The organism is Amycolatopsis sp. NPDC050768 (assembly GCF_040654155.1).
In the GTDB taxonomy this organism is placed as follows: Bacteria; Actinomycetota; Actinomycetes; order Mycobacteriales; family Pseudonocardiaceae; genus Amycolatopsis.
The window spans coordinates 21,214-35,302 of the sequence record NZ_JBFAHL010000017.1 but is presented as its reverse complement, the minus strand read 5'-3'; the positions used below and the strand labels follow the sequence as shown (position 1 = coordinate 35,302).

The following is a 14,089-nucleotide window of genomic DNA, read 5'->3' as shown; positions in this document are numbered from 1 at the left end:
CAGCACCGCCTGATCCCCGGCCCCGACCACTTCGGGCTGTGGGTGCGGCTCGTGGAGCTCGCGGTGCTGTGCGGCCTGTCGTTCCTGCGCCGCTGGGTGCCGGGCGGCCTGCTGCTGGTCACGGGTGTGCTCGCGGTCGACCTGGTGCTGGGCCCGTCGCTGCCGGTCGTGGCCGTGTACACCGACTTCCTCTACGCAGCGACGCTCTACGGGTCGCGCCGCATGAGCCGGGTGATGATCGGCGTGGCGGCCACAGCCGCGCTGGGCGTGCTGGTCGCCGCGCTGGCCGTGTCCGCGCAGTGGCGCGTGGCCGTGATCGGCGCGCTGGGGATCCTGCCGTTCCTACTGGTGCCGGTGTGGTGGGCGGCGAACGTGCGCCAGCAGCGCGACATCGCCACCACCGAACGCGCCAACGCCGACCAGCTGGCGAAGATCGCCGAGCTCGACCAGCGCGCCGCCGTGGCCGCCGAGCGGGCGCGGATGGCGCGCGACCTGCACGACGTGATCGCGGGCCACCTCTCGGCCATCGCGATCCAGTCGGAGGCGGCGCTGTCGATGGCCGAAGACCCGAAGATGTCCCGCGCGGTGCTCGAGGCCGTGCGGGAGAACAGCGTGAGCGCGCTCGACGAGATGCGCACGATGATCGGCCTGCTGCGCGCCGCGTCGGAGACGGGCGACGACGAATACGAGACCACCGCCCCGCGCGGCTCGCCGAGCTGTCGCGGCTCGTGGAATCCGCGCGCGCCACGGGGATGGAGGTCGTCGTCGAATCCACAGTGGACTCCTCTGCCGGCCTGCCCGCCGCGGTCGACCTCACCGCGTACCGGATCGCGCAGGAAGCGCTCACCACGCGGTGAAGCGCGCGCCGGGCGGGCGGGTGGTGGTGGACCTGCGCTGCGACGGCGGCATACTCACCGTCGAGATCGGCAACGAGCTGCGTTCGGCGGCCGCGCGCACCGGTGGCACGGGCCACGGGCTGCTGAGCATGCGCGAACGCGCGAGTGCCGTGGGCGGAACGCTGAGCGCGGGCCCGTCGGGCTCGGACTGGGTGGTCCGCGCCGAGCTGCCACTGGTGGTCGGACACGCGTGACGGTCAAGGTGCTGGTGGCCGACGACCACGGGCGATCCGGGCGGGCCTCGTGCTGATCCTCGGCAACGCCGAAGGCATCGAGGTGGTCGGCGAGGCCGCCGACGGGGCCGCCGCGGTCCGGCAGGCGCGGGCGCTGCGGCCCGACGTCGTGCTGATGGACGTGCGCATGCCCGGCACCGACGGCATCACCGCCACCCGCGAGCTCGTCGCCGAAGGGCTGGCGCAGGCCCTCGTGCTCACGACGTTCGACCTCGACGAGTACGTGCACGCCGCCCTGCGCGCCGGTGCCGCGGGTTTCCTGCTCAAGTCCGTCGAAGCGCCGCGGCTGATCGAGGCCGTGAAGCTCGTCGCCGCGGGCGAGGGGGTGCTGGCGCCGCAGGTGACGCGCAAGCTCATCACGGCCTTCGCGCAGTCGGCCGGGAAACCCGTCACCGCGCCCTCTGGTCTGGACGACCTCACCGACCGCGAACGCGAGGTGCTGGGCTGCCTGGGCGCCGGCCTGTCCAACGCCGAGATCGGCACCCGCCTGCACATCGGCGAGACCACGGTGAAGACGCACGTGTCGCGCGTGCTCACGAAACTCGACCTCCGCTCGCGGGTGCAGGTCGCGATCCTCGCGCAGGAAGCCGGGCTCGCGCTGAACTGAAGTCCGCGTCGAGCAGCCGATCTGCAGGCCGGCCCGTGAGCTTCTAACGTTCTTCCATGGGTGTGCGGAGAACGTTGGACGTGGACGAGGTCCTGAAGCGCCAGGACTCGGGCGAGCTGAAGCGGCGGCTCAGGGGACGCGACCTGGTGGGGTTCGGCGTCGGGATCATCATCGGGACCGGGATCTTCACGCTCGCCGGCGTCGAGGCCAAGACCCACGCGGGCCCGGCGGTCACGCTGTCGTTCGTGATCGGCGCGGTCGTCGCGGGACTCGCGGCGCTCTGCTACGCCGAACTGGCCTCCAGCGTGCCGACGGCCGGCAGCGCCTACACCTACGCGTTCGCCACGCTCGGCGAGGTGTTCGCGTGGATCATCGGCTGGGACCTGCTGCTGGAGTTCGCGCTCGGCGCAGCCGTGGTGTCGCGCGGGTGGTCCGGGTACCTCGCGAACCTGCTGGGCCTCTCGCCCACGTGGTTCGGCGAGGACGCGAAGGTCAACATCGGCGCGGTGATCATCATCGCCGTGCTGACGGTGGTGGCAGTGCTGGGGATCAAGGAATCCGCGTGGCTCACCAACGTGCTGGTGTGCGTGAAGGTCGCCGTGTGCATCCTGATCATCGTGGTCGGGGTGTTCTTCATCAAGGGCGCCAACCTCACGCCGTTCATCCCGCCGGCGCAGCCGCCCTCGGGTGGCTCGGGCGTGCTGGAACAGCCGGTGGTGCAGGCCGCGCTCGGCCTCGAGCAGTCCGTGTACGGCATCGCGGGTGTCGTGACCGCCGCGGCCGTGGTGTTCTTCGCCTACACCGGTTTCGAGGCGCTGGCGAACCTCGGGGAGGAGACCATCAACCCGCGCAAGGACCTGCGCGTGGGCATCCTCGGCGCGCTGGCCGTGTGCGCCGTGCTCTACATCGCCGTCTCGATCGTGCTCACGGGCATGATCCCGTTCACCGACATCGACACCGGCGCCCCGCTCGCGGCCGCGTTCGACAGCGTCGGCCAGCACTGGGTCGGCGCGTTGATCTCGCTCGGCGCGGTGACCGGCCTGACGTCGGTGATGATGGTCGAGCTGGTGACCATCGGCCGCATCGGCTTCGCGATGGGCCGCGACGGCCTGCTGCCCAAGGCCATCGGCACCACCCATCCGCGCTGGGGCACCCCGCACCGCATGACCATCCTGGGCGCCATCCTGATCGCGGCGCTCGCGGCGTTCGTGCCGATCTCCGCGCTGTCGGACATGGTCAGCATCGGCGCCCTCTCGGCGATGATCATCGTCGCGCTGGCCGTGCCGGTGCTGCGCAAGCGCCGCCCTGACCTGAAGCGGCCGTTCAGCGTGCCGTTCTCCCCCGTGGTGCCGATCATCGCCGCGGTGGCGTGCTTCTACCTCATGCTGAACCTCGACGTGCTCACCTGGATCCGCTTCGCCGCGTGGCTCGTGCTGGGCCTGCTGATCTACTTCTTCTACGGCCGCAAGCACTCCCGCCTCGCGCCGGGCAACCGGGCCGGGTCGCCCACCTAGGCGAAGCCGGGCCGCAGGCCCGCGCCGGCGACCGCTTCGGCGAGCTCGCCGGCGTGGGCCGCGTCCGCGACGAGCAGCAGCACTCCCGAGGCGGCCAGCGCGGCCGTGACCCATTCCGCCGGCTGGTCGTGGATCCCGTTGTCCCCCAGCACGGCATAGGTGTCCACAACGGACAGCAGCGTGCCTTCGGCGCCGATCCGCACGCCGGCCACCAGGACGTGGTGGTGGCCCGGCGGGCGCCACCGGTTCGTCCACAAGGGAGGGACGCCCGTGTGGAGGTAGTCGAGCAGCGCGCGTTCCGGGGTGTCGGGCGAGCCCAGCTCGGCCGGGTCCAGCCGCGCGAGCACCGCCACGCGCGGCAGGTCCCACAGCGCCACGAGCAGGTCGACCAAGGCTTGCGGGGACCACTCCCCCGTCGCCGGAACGACCCGCAACCGCCTGCCCGACAACGCTTCCACGGCGGCGGCCAGCGCTTGTGGCTCAGTACCCGCCGTCGCGGCGTCGCACGGGACGGGCAGCCGGAAGTCGTCCCGGTTCTTCGCCCCGGCCGGCGGTTCGCCCGGCGCGCGCACGGTGCCGGCCGCCACGGCGACCTCGTCTTGGTCCGCCACGGCGCAGCCGGCCGCCCGCAGCACGGCCAGCGCCGCGAAGGCGGCCGAGAGCCCGTCCTTCTGCGGCAGCTCGGCGCGCGCTTCGGCGATGAGCCGCGCGGCGCCGGGCAGCCAGTGCACGGCGGAGAGCTCGGCCGCGGCCACGCGGTCAGTACCGCCAAGCGTGGGCCGCGACGATCTCCTCCGGCGTGCGGTCCGCGGCCCACGCCGCGTCCGACGCGCGGACCGCGCGGAACGCGCCCAGCAGCTCGTCGCCGAGGGCGCCCGAGACGCGGGGCGACGCGAGCAGCGCCGCGGCCTGGTCGGCGGGGTTCGCGGGCAGCGGCAGGACGCCGCGGGTCTCGCGTTCGCCCGCCGTCCAGCCGCCCGGGTCCTCGGCGATCGGTTCGGGCAGCGGGGCGCCGTCCTCGATGCCGGCCATCCCGGCGGCCAGCACGACCGCCAGCGCGAGGTACGGGTTGGCCGACGCGTCGGAAGCCTTGAGCTCGACGTTCGCGTGGTCCGGGCCGAGCAGGGCCGAGTCCGGCACGTACCGCAGGGGCGCTTCGCGGTTCTCCACGCCCCAGAACGCGTACGCGCCGGCGAAGTAGCCCGGGCGCAGCCGCAGCGTGGAGGGCACGCTCGGGGCCGTGACGGCCGTCAGGGCGGGCAGGTCGCGCAGCAGGCCGCCGAGGTAGGCGGCACCCTCGCCCGCGAGATCGCCGGGCCGGCCCTCCCCCGCGAGCAGGTTGCGGCCGCGGCGCCGCACGGACGTGTGCAGGTGCCAGCCGTTGCCGGCGGCCGCGAGGCTGACCAGCGGCGCGAAGCTCACGGCGAGGCCGTGGGCGTGCGCGGCGGCGTGGATGGTCTGGCGGGCCAGGAGCTGGTCGTCCGCGGCCGACACGGGGTCGGTGGCCGCCAGCGACAGCTCCAGCTGGGCCGGGCCGTATTCGGCGTGCAGCTGGCCGATCTCCAGGCCGTTGGCGGCGAAGTCGTGCAGCAGCGCGGCGACGAACCCGTCGAGGCGGACGAGCGCGTGCGGGCTGTAGGCGGGGCCGGGGTGCCCGGGTGCCGCGACGACGTCGGTGCTGCCGGCGGGCGTCACGGCGAACTCGAGCTCGTAGCCGGCCAGGAACTCCAGCCCCCGGCGGCCGGCCTCGGCTACCTGGCGTTCCAGCACCGAGCGCTGGCAGTAGGGCCAGGGCGAGCCGTCGGCGGCGACCTGCCGCGCGGGCGCCCAGGCGAGCGCGCGCTGGCCGGCGAGACGCCGCAGGCGTTCCAGCACCGGCACCAGCCGGATGTCGCCGGACGGCGTCGCCAGGCCCGCGTGGCCGTAGGTGATGGCGTCGTGGCTGTCGAACACGGCGAACAGCGAGGTCGCGCCCACGCCGCGGGCGGCGGCGCCCGCGAGGCCGTGGATGGGCACGATGCGCGAGCGCGGGATGCCGTTGTTGTCGGCCCAGGACAGGTGCACTCCGCCCACCCCGGACAAGGCCAGGTCCTTCGCGACCGCCGACGCCGCCTTGGTCATCGCCACCTCCGGGGGTTCGGGTCAGTATCGCGGCTCAGGCGAGACATCGTCGAACGTGGGCTCGTCCCTGCGGCGCAGCGCGACCCCGGCGACCACCGCGAGGGTGCCCAGCGCCTCCGGCAGGCTCGGCACCTGCGCGAGCAGCGCGTACCCCGTGACTCCGGCCGTGACCGGGAGCAGCGCCAGCAGCACCGCGAAGCCGGCCCGGCCCACGCGCCGCAGCACGAACTGGTCGAGCACGTAGGGCACCACCGTCGACAGCACGCCCACGCCGATGCCGAGCAGCAGCATACGTGGCGAAGACCACACCTCACCCGTGCCGAGCGCCAGGGGCGAGAGCACGACCGTGGCCACGGCGAAGCCCACCGCGAGGCTGTCCACGCCGTCGCCGGCCACCGCGACGCGCTTGCCGAGCACGATGTACCCGGCCCACGCGGCCGCCGCGGCCAGGGCGAACACGACGCCCAGCGCGCTGCCCTCCAGCCGCACGTCGGCGATCGCGACGACGCCGACGGCCACCAGCGCCAGTGCACCGAGGTCGCGGCGCGTGCGCGACCCCACGGCCGCCACGACCACGGGCCCGGCGAACTCCAGCGCCACGACCGTGCCGAGCGGGAGGCGGGCGATGGCCTCGTAGAAGGCCACGTTCATGACGGCGGTGACCACGCCGAACGCGGCGGCGAGCAGGAACCGCCGGCCCCGCCACGCAGCGCGGGCGGGCCGGCGCCACGCGAGCAGCACCACAGCGGCGCCCAGGCAGCGCAGCCAGGCCACCCCCGAGGGGGAGGCGTGCCCGAAAAGCCCGACCGCGATGGCCGCCCCGGCATACATCGAAATTCCGCTGAGAACGAACAAGACCGGGGCCGGAATGGCCGTCGCACGTTTTCCGGATAGCACAGAACCCACTCGCGCATGGTGCCTGACCTCGGAAAACGACTACGCACAGGCACCCTTGTCCTAAGGAGCGGGATGGGACTACGACAACTGGGGTAAATCGGCGTGACACAGGTCCCACCGGCGCGGGAACACTTGCGGGCCGCGAAACGTCTGGAACAGTGGAAGCACGAACACCGCGGAGCCGGAGGCGATCCCGCCGAGGGCGTCAGTTCCGAAGTGGGCGTAGCTGGATCTAGGTACTGGGCAACCAGTACCGGGACGGAGGGAGACCCCCATGACATCACCCACGCTCACCCGCCCCGAATTGACCGCCGTCGACCGATGCGACCGGTGCGGGGCTGCGGCTCAGGTACGCGCCGTCCTCAGCTCCGGAGGTGAGCTGCTCTTCTGCGGGCACCACGCCCGTGAGCACGAGGCCAAGCTCAAGGAACTGGCCGCGGAGATCCAGAAGTAGGGGTCTCGAGAGACCACGCCGAGACGAACGACTCGGCCCGAAGGCGGCGGGTGCCCGATGCACCTGCCGCCTTCGGCGTATCGAGACCCATTCGCGGTGAAACCGAGACCCCGGCGACTTCACCACTTGCAACTTCACGTTTTGCACCGGGTGCTGAATTGACAATTCCTGTCCGGTTCGAAACCGCACCGAAACCGAATACCAGGCACTTCAGTGGCAAACGCCACACCCGGCAATTCCCCGTGGCAATCGCCGGGAAGTCCGGGAAGGGCACCTTGCGGGACTCGGAGTCCGGCAAGGTGCCCTTCACGAACCTGCCTAGACCGTGTCGAGGACGACCTCGAACGCCACCTCGGCGGCGCCCAGCAGCTTCACGTCCGCGCCCAGCGCCGAGCTCACGATCCGCGTCCCGCCGACGGCCCGGCTCACCAGGCTGCGCCGGCGGACCTCGGCGGCCACCGCGCGGATCACCGAGTCCGGCAGCACCGTGAGCAGGTCGCCCAGCACGACGAGCTGCGGGCCCAGCAGGTTGACCACGTTGACGAGCCCGAGAGTGAGCCACTCCGAGAACTCCTCGAGCCGGGAGAGCGCCGCCTCGGGGTCGCGGGCCAGCTCACGCAGCTCGAACAGGATCGCGCCCCGTGCGGTGTCCTCCGGCAGGCCCAGGGCCCGGCACAGGGCCGCCTCGCCGATCTCGGTCTCCCAGCAGCCGCTGCTGCCGCAGTAGCAGGGGCGTCCACCCGGGCGGACGACCATGTGGCCGATCTCCCCGACGTAGCCCGCACCGCCCCGCAGCGACGAACCTTGGGCGATGACGCCGCCGCCGACTCCGACGTCGGCGGACACGAACACGGCGTCGGACGACCCGCGGGCCGCGCCGCGCAGGTGCTCGGCGACCGCGCCGAGCTCGGCGTCGTTGCCGACCAGCACGGGGATGCGCAGCACGCTGGTCAGGCGCTCGCCGAGGGCGACGTCGGTCCAGCGCAGGTTCGGCGCCTCGTGCACGTGGCCGTCGGCGCGCCGCACGACCCCGGGCACCGACACCCCGACGGCCACGGGCGTTACCCCGAGGTCGCCGGCCAGCACGGCGGCCGACTCGATCACGTGCGTGATCACCTCGTCGGCCTCGCGCATCCGGCCGCGCAGGTTCCAGCTGTTGCGGCCGAGGATCTGGCCGCCCAGCCCCACGAGCGCGATCGCCACGTGCTCGACCTGCAGGTCGACCGCGAGCACGACCGCCGCGTGCGGCTGGGGCAGGACCAGGAGCGAGGGGCGGCCCGCCCCTCGTCCCGGCCTCGGCACCTTCTCCTCGACGACGCCCGCTTCCGCGAGCCCGTCGACGAGGGTCTTGATCGTGCTCCGGTTGAGCCCCAGCTCCGCGGCCAGGGTCGCCCGGGTGCTCGGCCCGCCGACGTGCAGCAAGCGGAGCAAGGTCGTGCGGTTGTGCCGGCGCACCTCGTCGGGTCGTGCGACGGACGAGCTCGTCACCGGCTTGAACGTGGCATCGGGCGTCAGCGTGCCGACGCAGCCGCTCGGCGCCGCGACAGCGCGTCGACCGTGGCCGCGAGCAGCAGAACGAGACCGGTGACGATGTTCACCACGGCGGCGGTCTGCTGGAGCAGGCCCAGGCCGTTGTTCACGATCGCCAGCACGGCACCACCGATCACCGCGTCGATGACCCGGCCCTTGCCGCCGAACAGCGACGTACCACCGATGACCGCCGCGCCTACCGCGAACAACAGCGTGTTGAGGCCACCGGACTGCGGGTTGACCGAGCCGATCTTCGACGAGTACACGATCGCGCCGATCGCCGCGAACGTCGAGCTGATCACGAACACGCTGGTGCGCAGCTTCGGCACGTTGATACCGGCGCGGCGGGCCGCTTCCTGGTTGCCACCGACGGCGTAGAGGTGCCGGCCGTAGCGCGTCCGGTTGAGCACGTAGGTGCCCGCGACGAGCAGCGCCAGCACGATCGGGACGACGTAGGGCACGCCCTCGATCACCACGAGGTTGTTGGACGAGCGGTTGACGGTGAGCAGGTACGTCGCGACTCCCGCGATCACCGCGACCAGGCCGACCTTGAACAGCACGATCGGCGTCGGCTGCACCACGAGACCGCGCTTGAGCCGCGAGAAGTGCTGCCCCAGAGCCACGAGCGCGTAACCACCCGCCGCGACGATGAAGAGGATCCAGCTGCCCAGCACCGACAGGTTTCCGTTGGCCACCGCGTTCAGCGTCTGGCTCGTGCTGATCGGCAGCGTGCCGCCCTCACCGATGAACTGCAGGATCACGCCCTGCCACACGATGAACAGCGCCAGGGTCACGACGAACGACGGCATGCCGATCTTCGAGACGAGGAAACCGGTGATGCAGCCGATGGCCGTGCCGGTGCAGATCGCGATCAGCATCTCGAGCCACGCGTTCACCGGGACACCGATGAGGATCACCACGATGCCGATCCCCGCCACCACCGCCCCGGCCCAGATCCGCTGCAGCACGGCCAGGATCACGGCGAGCGCGAGCACGGCGATGAACGTGATGAACACGCCGCCGCCCATGGTGCCCAGCAGGTTCCCGTTGTGCACGTAGTGCAGCGCCATCAGCGAGGCGCACACACCGGAGGCCGTACCGGCCGACAGGTCGATCTCACCGAGCAGCAGCACGAACACGATGCCCATCGCGATGATGGTCTGGCCCGCGCCCTGCGCGAGCAGGTTCGCGATGTTGCGAAGCGTGAAGAAGTCACTCGAGAGGGCGCTGAAGAGGATCGCCAGGACGATCACGCCGAGCACGGCCGGGACCGAGCCGAGCTGGCCGTCCTTCATCCGCGCGAAGTAGTCCTTGATCGCCTCGCCCGTCGACATCGACGTGGTGTCGATACCGAAGTCGGCGATCGCGTTCGCCTGGTCCGGCTGCGGGGCCTTGGCTGGGGTCTCAGTCATCTGCGATTCTTTCTCGTTGCTCACAGCACGACGGCTTCGGGGCGGGCCAAGCCGAGATCGCCCGACCGGCCGGCGGTGATGAGTTCGACCACCTGGCTCGTGGTCACATCCTTGGTCTGGACCTCGGCGACGAGCCGGCCCAGGTACAGCACGTCGATGCGGTCGGCGACCTCGAAGACGTCGGCCATGTTGTGGCTGATCAGCACCACGCCGAGGCCCTGCTCCGCGAGCCGGCGGACCAGGTCCAGCACCTGCCGGGTCTGTGCGACACCGAGGGCGGCGGTCGGCTCGTCGAGGATCACGACCTTGCTGTTCCACAGCACCGACTTGGCGATCGCGACCGTCTGGCGCTGACCACCGGAGAGCGCGGAGACGGGCGTGCGCACGGACTTCACCGTGCGCACCGACAGGGAGGCCAGCGTTTCGCGCGCGGCCTTCTCCATGCTGGCCTCGTCGAGCAGCCACTGGCTGCCGCGCTCGCGGCCGAGGAACATGTTCTGGACGATGTCGAGGTTGTCGGCCAGCGCGAGGTCCTGGTACACGACCTCGATGCCGAGATCGGCCGCGTCCTTCGGGCTGTGGATGTGGACTTCCTGGCCGTTGAACCGCACGGTTCCCGTGTCGTACGGGTGGATGCCGGCGATGCACTTGACCATCGTCGACTTGCCGGCGCCGTTGTCGCCGACGAGCGCGGTCACTTCACCCGCTCGCACAGCGAAGTCCACGTCGTGGAGGACGTGGACCGGGCCGAAGCTCTTGTTCAGACCTTTGATGTCGAGAATGGGCTCGCTCATGGGGTTCGCATATCTCTCGCGTGGGTACCGGGCCGGGATGCGTTGTCGGGGAACGCATCCCGGCCCGGCTGTTTTGGGGTGTGCTACTCAGTCAGCTCAGGAGATGCCGTACTGGGTGCACTTGGCGGCGAGGTCGCCGGTGCAGATGTCCGACGCCTTGACGTAGCCCTGCTGGACCACGGTCTTGATGTCGTTGACGGTGATCAGCTCCGGCGTGAGCAGAACGGACTTGAGGTCGCGGTTGTTCTGCGGGTCGTGCAGCGTGCCGGTCGCGATCGCGTCGGCGGCGGCCTTGTCATTCTTGGCCAGAGCGGCGGCCAGCTTCGCGGTGTTCTCGGCCTCCTGCTTGATCGGCTTGAAGATCGTCAGCGTCTGGTCGCCGCGCAGGATGGCCTGCAGGCCGGCCGCGGTCGAGTCCTGGCCGGTGACCGGGACCTTGCCGTTGAGGCCGTTCTTCTGCAGCACGGTGATGACCGCGCCGGCGAGCTCGTCGTTCGCCGCCACGACGCCGTCGACCTTGCCGCCGGCCGAGGTGAAGATCTGCTCGAAGGTCGTGCCGCCGAGCTGCGGGTCCCAGTCGTTGATGGCCTGCTTGCGGACGAGCTTCAGCGCGCCCGAGGCGTACAGCGGCTTGAGGACCTTGTCGTGGCCGTCGCCGAACAGCGTGGCGTTGTTGTCCGTCGGAGCGCCCTCGATCTGGACGACCGAGGCACCCGGCTTGTTCTTCAGCGCGTCGACCATGCCCTGGGCCTGGATCTCGCCGACCTTCTCGTTGTCGAACGAGACGTAGTAGTCGGCCGAACCGCCGAGGCTCGGGCGGTCGTAGTCGATGACCGGGATGCCCGCGGTCTTCGCCTTGGCCTCGATCGCGGCACCGACGGCCGGGTCGGACGGGGCGATGACCAGGACCTTCACGCCTTGGCTGATGAAGCCGTCGGCCAGGGTCGAGAACTTCTGGTTGTCACCCTGGGCGTTCTGGATGTCGGCCGTGAAGCCCTGGGCCTGGAGAGCGGCCTGGAGCATCGGCTTGTCGAACGCCTCCCACCGGGCGGAGGTGGCGGTCTCGGGCAGGATCACGCCGACCTTGCCGTTCGCGCCGCCGCCGGCGGGGGCGGAGGCCGAGCCGGAGGCGGAGCTGTCCCCCGTGCCCCCGGAGTTCGAGTTGGCACCGCACGCGGTCAGCACCAGGCCGGCGCTCACCGTGGCGGCAAGGAGGGTAAGGGTTCTGCTGCGCATCCTCGTTCCTTCCGGATCATGCTCGCGGGGCGGTGATCCGGAAGACCCGGCGCACCGACGCGCATATGTTGTGGCCGACAACATATGCCGCTGAGCAGCTTCGCGGAAGATAGCTGGATCGATTAAATGACACCAATTGGACACGGTTTCGCAACACGGCCCGACCACAGCCCGGAAAGGGTAAATCCACTGACGGAGTGATCGCCAGTGCGCACCGAGCGTGATGAGATCGACTTCGCTGACTCTTCGTGAGCCGAGCGCCCCTCGGCGCCGCAGCGGAGTCCCCCGGACACGTTAGGTGCGCAAATCCCGTTACACGCTGCCGATCTACGCGCCACGGTCAGGCGGGCAGGATTCGGGCACCGGCCGAGCCATCCCGCGGGTCGGCCCGGCTCCCGGTCCCCGGACGGTCGCCCGGGCGCCCTCGAACGGAGCAAGCCTCACCAGGAACGGAGCGTGACGATCCGCTCTTCGAGCTGCTCCACGGTCGCCATGGCGGTCGGCGGGCCGCCGCACACCCTGCGTAGCTCGTTGTGGATCGCGCCGTGGGCCTTCTTCGTGCGGTGGTGGTAGACGCCGACCAGCGCGTTGAGCTCCTTGCGCAGCGAGCCGAGGCGCTCGCTCACCGACTGGGGCCGCGCGGGTGCCGGAGCGGCCTTCTCGGCCTCGGGCTTGCGGCGCTTCTCGTCGGAGAGCTGCTCCTCCTGCCGCTTGCGCAGCAGGGCGCGGACCTGGTCCGGTTCGAGCAGCCCGGGCAGGCCGAGGTACTCCTGCTCCTCGTCCGAGCCGGAGAAGACGGCGGTCCCGAACGAGTTACCGTCGTAAATCACCTGATCGAGCTCGGCCGACGCGCCGAGCGAGGTGAACGCCTTCTCCTCTTCGCCCGGTTCGTCCTCCGTGCGGTTGGCCTGGGCGAGCAGCTCGTCGTCCCAGCCGTCCTTCTCGCGGTGGGGCTTGCCGAGCACGTGGTCGCGCTGCGCCTCCAGCTCGCTGGCGAGCTCCAGCAGCACGGGCACGCTGGGCAGGAAGACGCTCGCCGTTTCGCCCTTCTTGCGGGCCCGCACGTAGCGGCCGATGGCCTGGGCGAAGAACAGCGGGGTCGAGGCGCTGGTGGCGTACACGCCGACCGCCAGGCGCGGCACGTCGACGCCTTCGGAGACCATGCGGACCGCGACGATCCAGCGGTCGGTGGAGTCGGAGAACTCCTTGATGCGGCCCGAGGCCTTCGGGTCGTCCGAGAGCACGAGCGTGGGCGTCTGGCCCGAAAGGCGCTCCAGGATCTTCGCGTACGCGCGCGCCGACTCCTGGTCGGTGGCGATGACCAGCCCGCCCGCGTCGGGCACGCTCTGGCGCACCTGCGACAGCCGCGTGTCGGCGGCCTGCAGCACCGAGGGGATCCACTCGCCCGACGGGTCGAGCGCCGTGCGCCAGGCCCGCGCGTTCTGCTCCGCGGTCAGCGGCTCGCCCAGGCGCGCCGTGAACTCCTCCCCCGCGCTCGTGCGCCAGGAGGCCTCGCCGGAGTAGGCGAGGAAGACCACGGGCCGGACCACGCCGTCGGCGAGCGCGTCGGCGTAGCCGTAGCTGTGGTCGGACTTGCTGCGCTGGAAGCCGCCCTCGTCGGGCTCGTAGGTGACGAACGGGATGGCCGAGTCGTCGCTACGAAACGGGGTCCCGGTGAGCGCGAGGCGCCGCACGGCGGGCATGAACGCCTCACGCGTCGCGTCGCCCCACGACTTCGCGTCGCCGGCGTGGTGCACCTCGTCGAGGATCACCAGGGTCTTGCGGTTCTCCGTGCGCACGCGGTGCAGCGTCGGGTGCGCGGCCACCTGCGCGTAGGTCACGGCGACGCCGCGATAGTCCGACGACGTGACGCCGGTGGTGTTGCGGAAGTTCGAGTCGATGTCGATGCCCGCCGCCGCGGCCGCACCCGCCCACTGGTGCTTGAGGTGCTCGGTCGGCGTGACGATCGTGACGGCCTCGATGGTGCGGTCCGACAGCAGCTCGGCGGCGATGCGGAGACCGAACACGGTCTTGCCGGCACCGGGCGTCGCGACCGCGAGGAAGTCCTTCGGCTTGCTCGAGAGGTACTTCGTGAGCGCCCGGCGCTGCCACGCGCGCAGCGGCCGCGCGGTGGTGTCCTGCTCGGCGGGTGGTGCCCCGAGGACCCCCTGCGTCGTCGTCTCGGACAACCTCGCTCACCCCCTCCCCAGGCCGCGAGTCGCGGCCGTGACGTGCGAAAACCCCCACTGTGGTACCGGCTTCGACGCCGGCGACTGCGGTGAGGGCACTTCGGGCAGCTTACCTTCCGGGCCCCGCGGCGCCCGGCACCGCCACGGGTGATGTCCCCCGACACGCCCGGGGAGGGGACCCGCGACGAGCCAAATTCCCGCGAATG

10 protein-coding genes and 2 pseudogenes are annotated in these 14,089 nt (G+C 71.4%); 4 read left to right on the top strand and 8 right to left on the bottom strand.

Going from position 1 to position 14,089, the window contains the following annotated elements; genetic code table 11:
• Window positions 1-222: 222 nt before the first annotated feature.
• The 3 genes and pseudogenes from AB0H62_RS37670 to AB0H62_RS37660 all read left to right on the top strand — a co-directional run.
• A pseudogene (locus tag AB0H62_RS37670) lies at window positions 223-603 on the top strand (histidine kinase); the annotation flags it as partial.
• Window positions 604-1,086: 483 nt separating this feature from the next.
• Window positions 1,087-1,736, top strand: a pseudogene (locus AB0H62_RS37665) (response regulator transcription factor).
• 56 nt (window positions 1,737-1,792) lie between these two features.
• Window positions 1,793-3,250, top strand: a complete 1,458-nt coding sequence (locus tag AB0H62_RS37660; RefSeq protein WP_220238327.1) for an amino acid permease — start codon at window positions 1,793-1,795, stop codon at window positions 3,248-3,250.
• On the opposite strand, the gene AB0H62_RS37655 is transcribed toward AB0H62_RS37660, so the two are convergent.
• From AB0H62_RS37655 to AB0H62_RS37645, 3 genes are read right to left on the bottom strand one after another with little or no spacing between them, the layout of a single operon-like run.
• Window positions 3,247-4,005: a hypothetical protein gene (locus AB0H62_RS37655; protein ID WP_360591435.1), complete on the bottom strand. Its 759-nt coding sequence runs from the start codon at window positions 4,003-4,005 to the stop codon at window positions 3,247-3,249. The two genes, AB0H62_RS37660 and AB0H62_RS37655, sit on opposite strands and share 4 nt — an antisense overlap.
• Before the next feature lie 4 nt (window positions 4,006-4,009).
• The gene (locus AB0H62_RS37650; protein ID WP_220238325.1) at window positions 4,010-5,371 is read right to left on the bottom strand and encodes a glutamine synthetase family protein; all 1,362 of its coding nucleotides are present in this window, start codon (window positions 5,369-5,371) and stop codon (window positions 4,010-4,012) included.
• 21 nt (window positions 5,372-5,392) lie between these two features.
• The gene (locus AB0H62_RS37645) at window positions 5,393-6,202 is read right to left on the bottom strand and encodes an EamA family transporter (protein ID WP_220238324.1); all 810 of its coding nucleotides are present in this window, start codon (window positions 6,200-6,202) and stop codon (window positions 5,393-5,395) included.
• A gap of 340 nt (window positions 6,203-6,542) precedes the next feature.
• On the opposite strand from AB0H62_RS37645, the gene AB0H62_RS37640 reads away from it, so the two are divergent.
• Entirely contained in the window at window positions 6,543-6,722 is a 180-nt protein-coding gene (locus AB0H62_RS37640) for a hypothetical protein (RefSeq protein ID WP_220238323.1), read from the top strand.
• A 318-nt stretch (window positions 6,723-7,040) separates the two neighbouring features.
• On the opposite strand, the gene AB0H62_RS37635 is transcribed toward AB0H62_RS37640, so the two are convergent.
• The 5 genes from AB0H62_RS37635 to AB0H62_RS37615 form a co-directional block, all read right to left on the bottom strand.
• Window positions 7,041-8,177 carry an ROK family transcriptional regulator gene (locus tag AB0H62_RS37635; protein ID WP_220247504.1) on the bottom strand — a complete coding sequence of 379 codons (1,137 nt, stop codon included), beginning with the start codon at window positions 8,175-8,177 and terminating at the stop codon, window positions 7,041-7,043.
• A 56-nt stretch (window positions 8,178-8,233) separates the two neighbouring features.
• Window positions 8,234-9,664: an ABC transporter permease gene (locus AB0H62_RS37630; protein WP_220238322.1), complete on the bottom strand. Its 1,431-nt coding sequence runs from the start codon at window positions 9,662-9,664 to the stop codon at window positions 8,234-8,236.
• Window positions 9,665-9,684: 20 nt separating this feature from the next.
• Entirely contained in the window at window positions 9,685-10,458 is a 774-nt protein-coding gene (locus AB0H62_RS37625) for an ATP-binding cassette domain-containing protein (protein ID WP_220238321.1), read from the bottom strand.
• Between the two features lie 96 nt (window positions 10,459-10,554).
• Window positions 10,555-11,694 (bottom strand): substrate-binding domain-containing protein, encoded by a 1,140-nt coding sequence (locus AB0H62_RS37620; RefSeq protein WP_354873477.1) that lies wholly within the window; start codon window positions 11,692-11,694, stop codon window positions 10,555-10,557.
• Window positions 11,695-12,134: 440 nt separating this feature from the next.
• Window positions 12,135-13,883 (bottom strand): DEAD/DEAH box helicase, encoded by a 1,749-nt coding sequence (locus tag AB0H62_RS37615; RefSeq protein ID WP_220238319.1) that lies wholly within the window; start codon window positions 13,881-13,883, stop codon window positions 12,135-12,137.
• Window positions 13,884-14,089 lie beyond the last annotated feature (206 nt).

Bases quoted from the DNA above. Each gene is read 5' to 3' on its own strand.
- AB0H62_RS37660 (WP_220238327.1), top strand. From the start codon at position 1,793: ATGGGTGTGCGGAGAACGTTGGACGTGGACGAGGTCCTGAAGCGCCAG.
- AB0H62_RS37650 (WP_220238325.1), bottom strand. From the start codon at position 5,371: ATGACCAAGGCGGCGTCGGCGGTCGCGAAGGACCTGGCCTTGTCCGGG.
- AB0H62_RS37645 (WP_220238324.1), bottom strand. From the start codon at position 6,202: ATGTATGCCGGGGCGGCCATCGCGGTCGGGCTTTTCGGGCACGCCTCC.
- AB0H62_RS37640 (WP_220238323.1), top strand. From the start codon at position 6,543: ATGACATCACCCACGCTCACCCGCCCCGAATTGACCGCCGTCGACCGA.
- AB0H62_RS37630 (WP_220238322.1), bottom strand. From the start codon at position 9,664: ATGACTGAGACCCCAGCCAAGGCCCCGCAGCCGGACCAGGCGAACGCG.
- AB0H62_RS37625 (WP_220238321.1), bottom strand. From the start codon at position 10,458: ATGAGCGAGCCCATTCTCGACATCAAAGGTCTGAACAAGAGCTTCGGC.
- AB0H62_RS37620 (WP_354873477.1), bottom strand. From the start codon at position 11,694: ATGCGCAGCAGAACCCTTACCCTCCTTGCCGCCACGGTGAGCGCCGGC.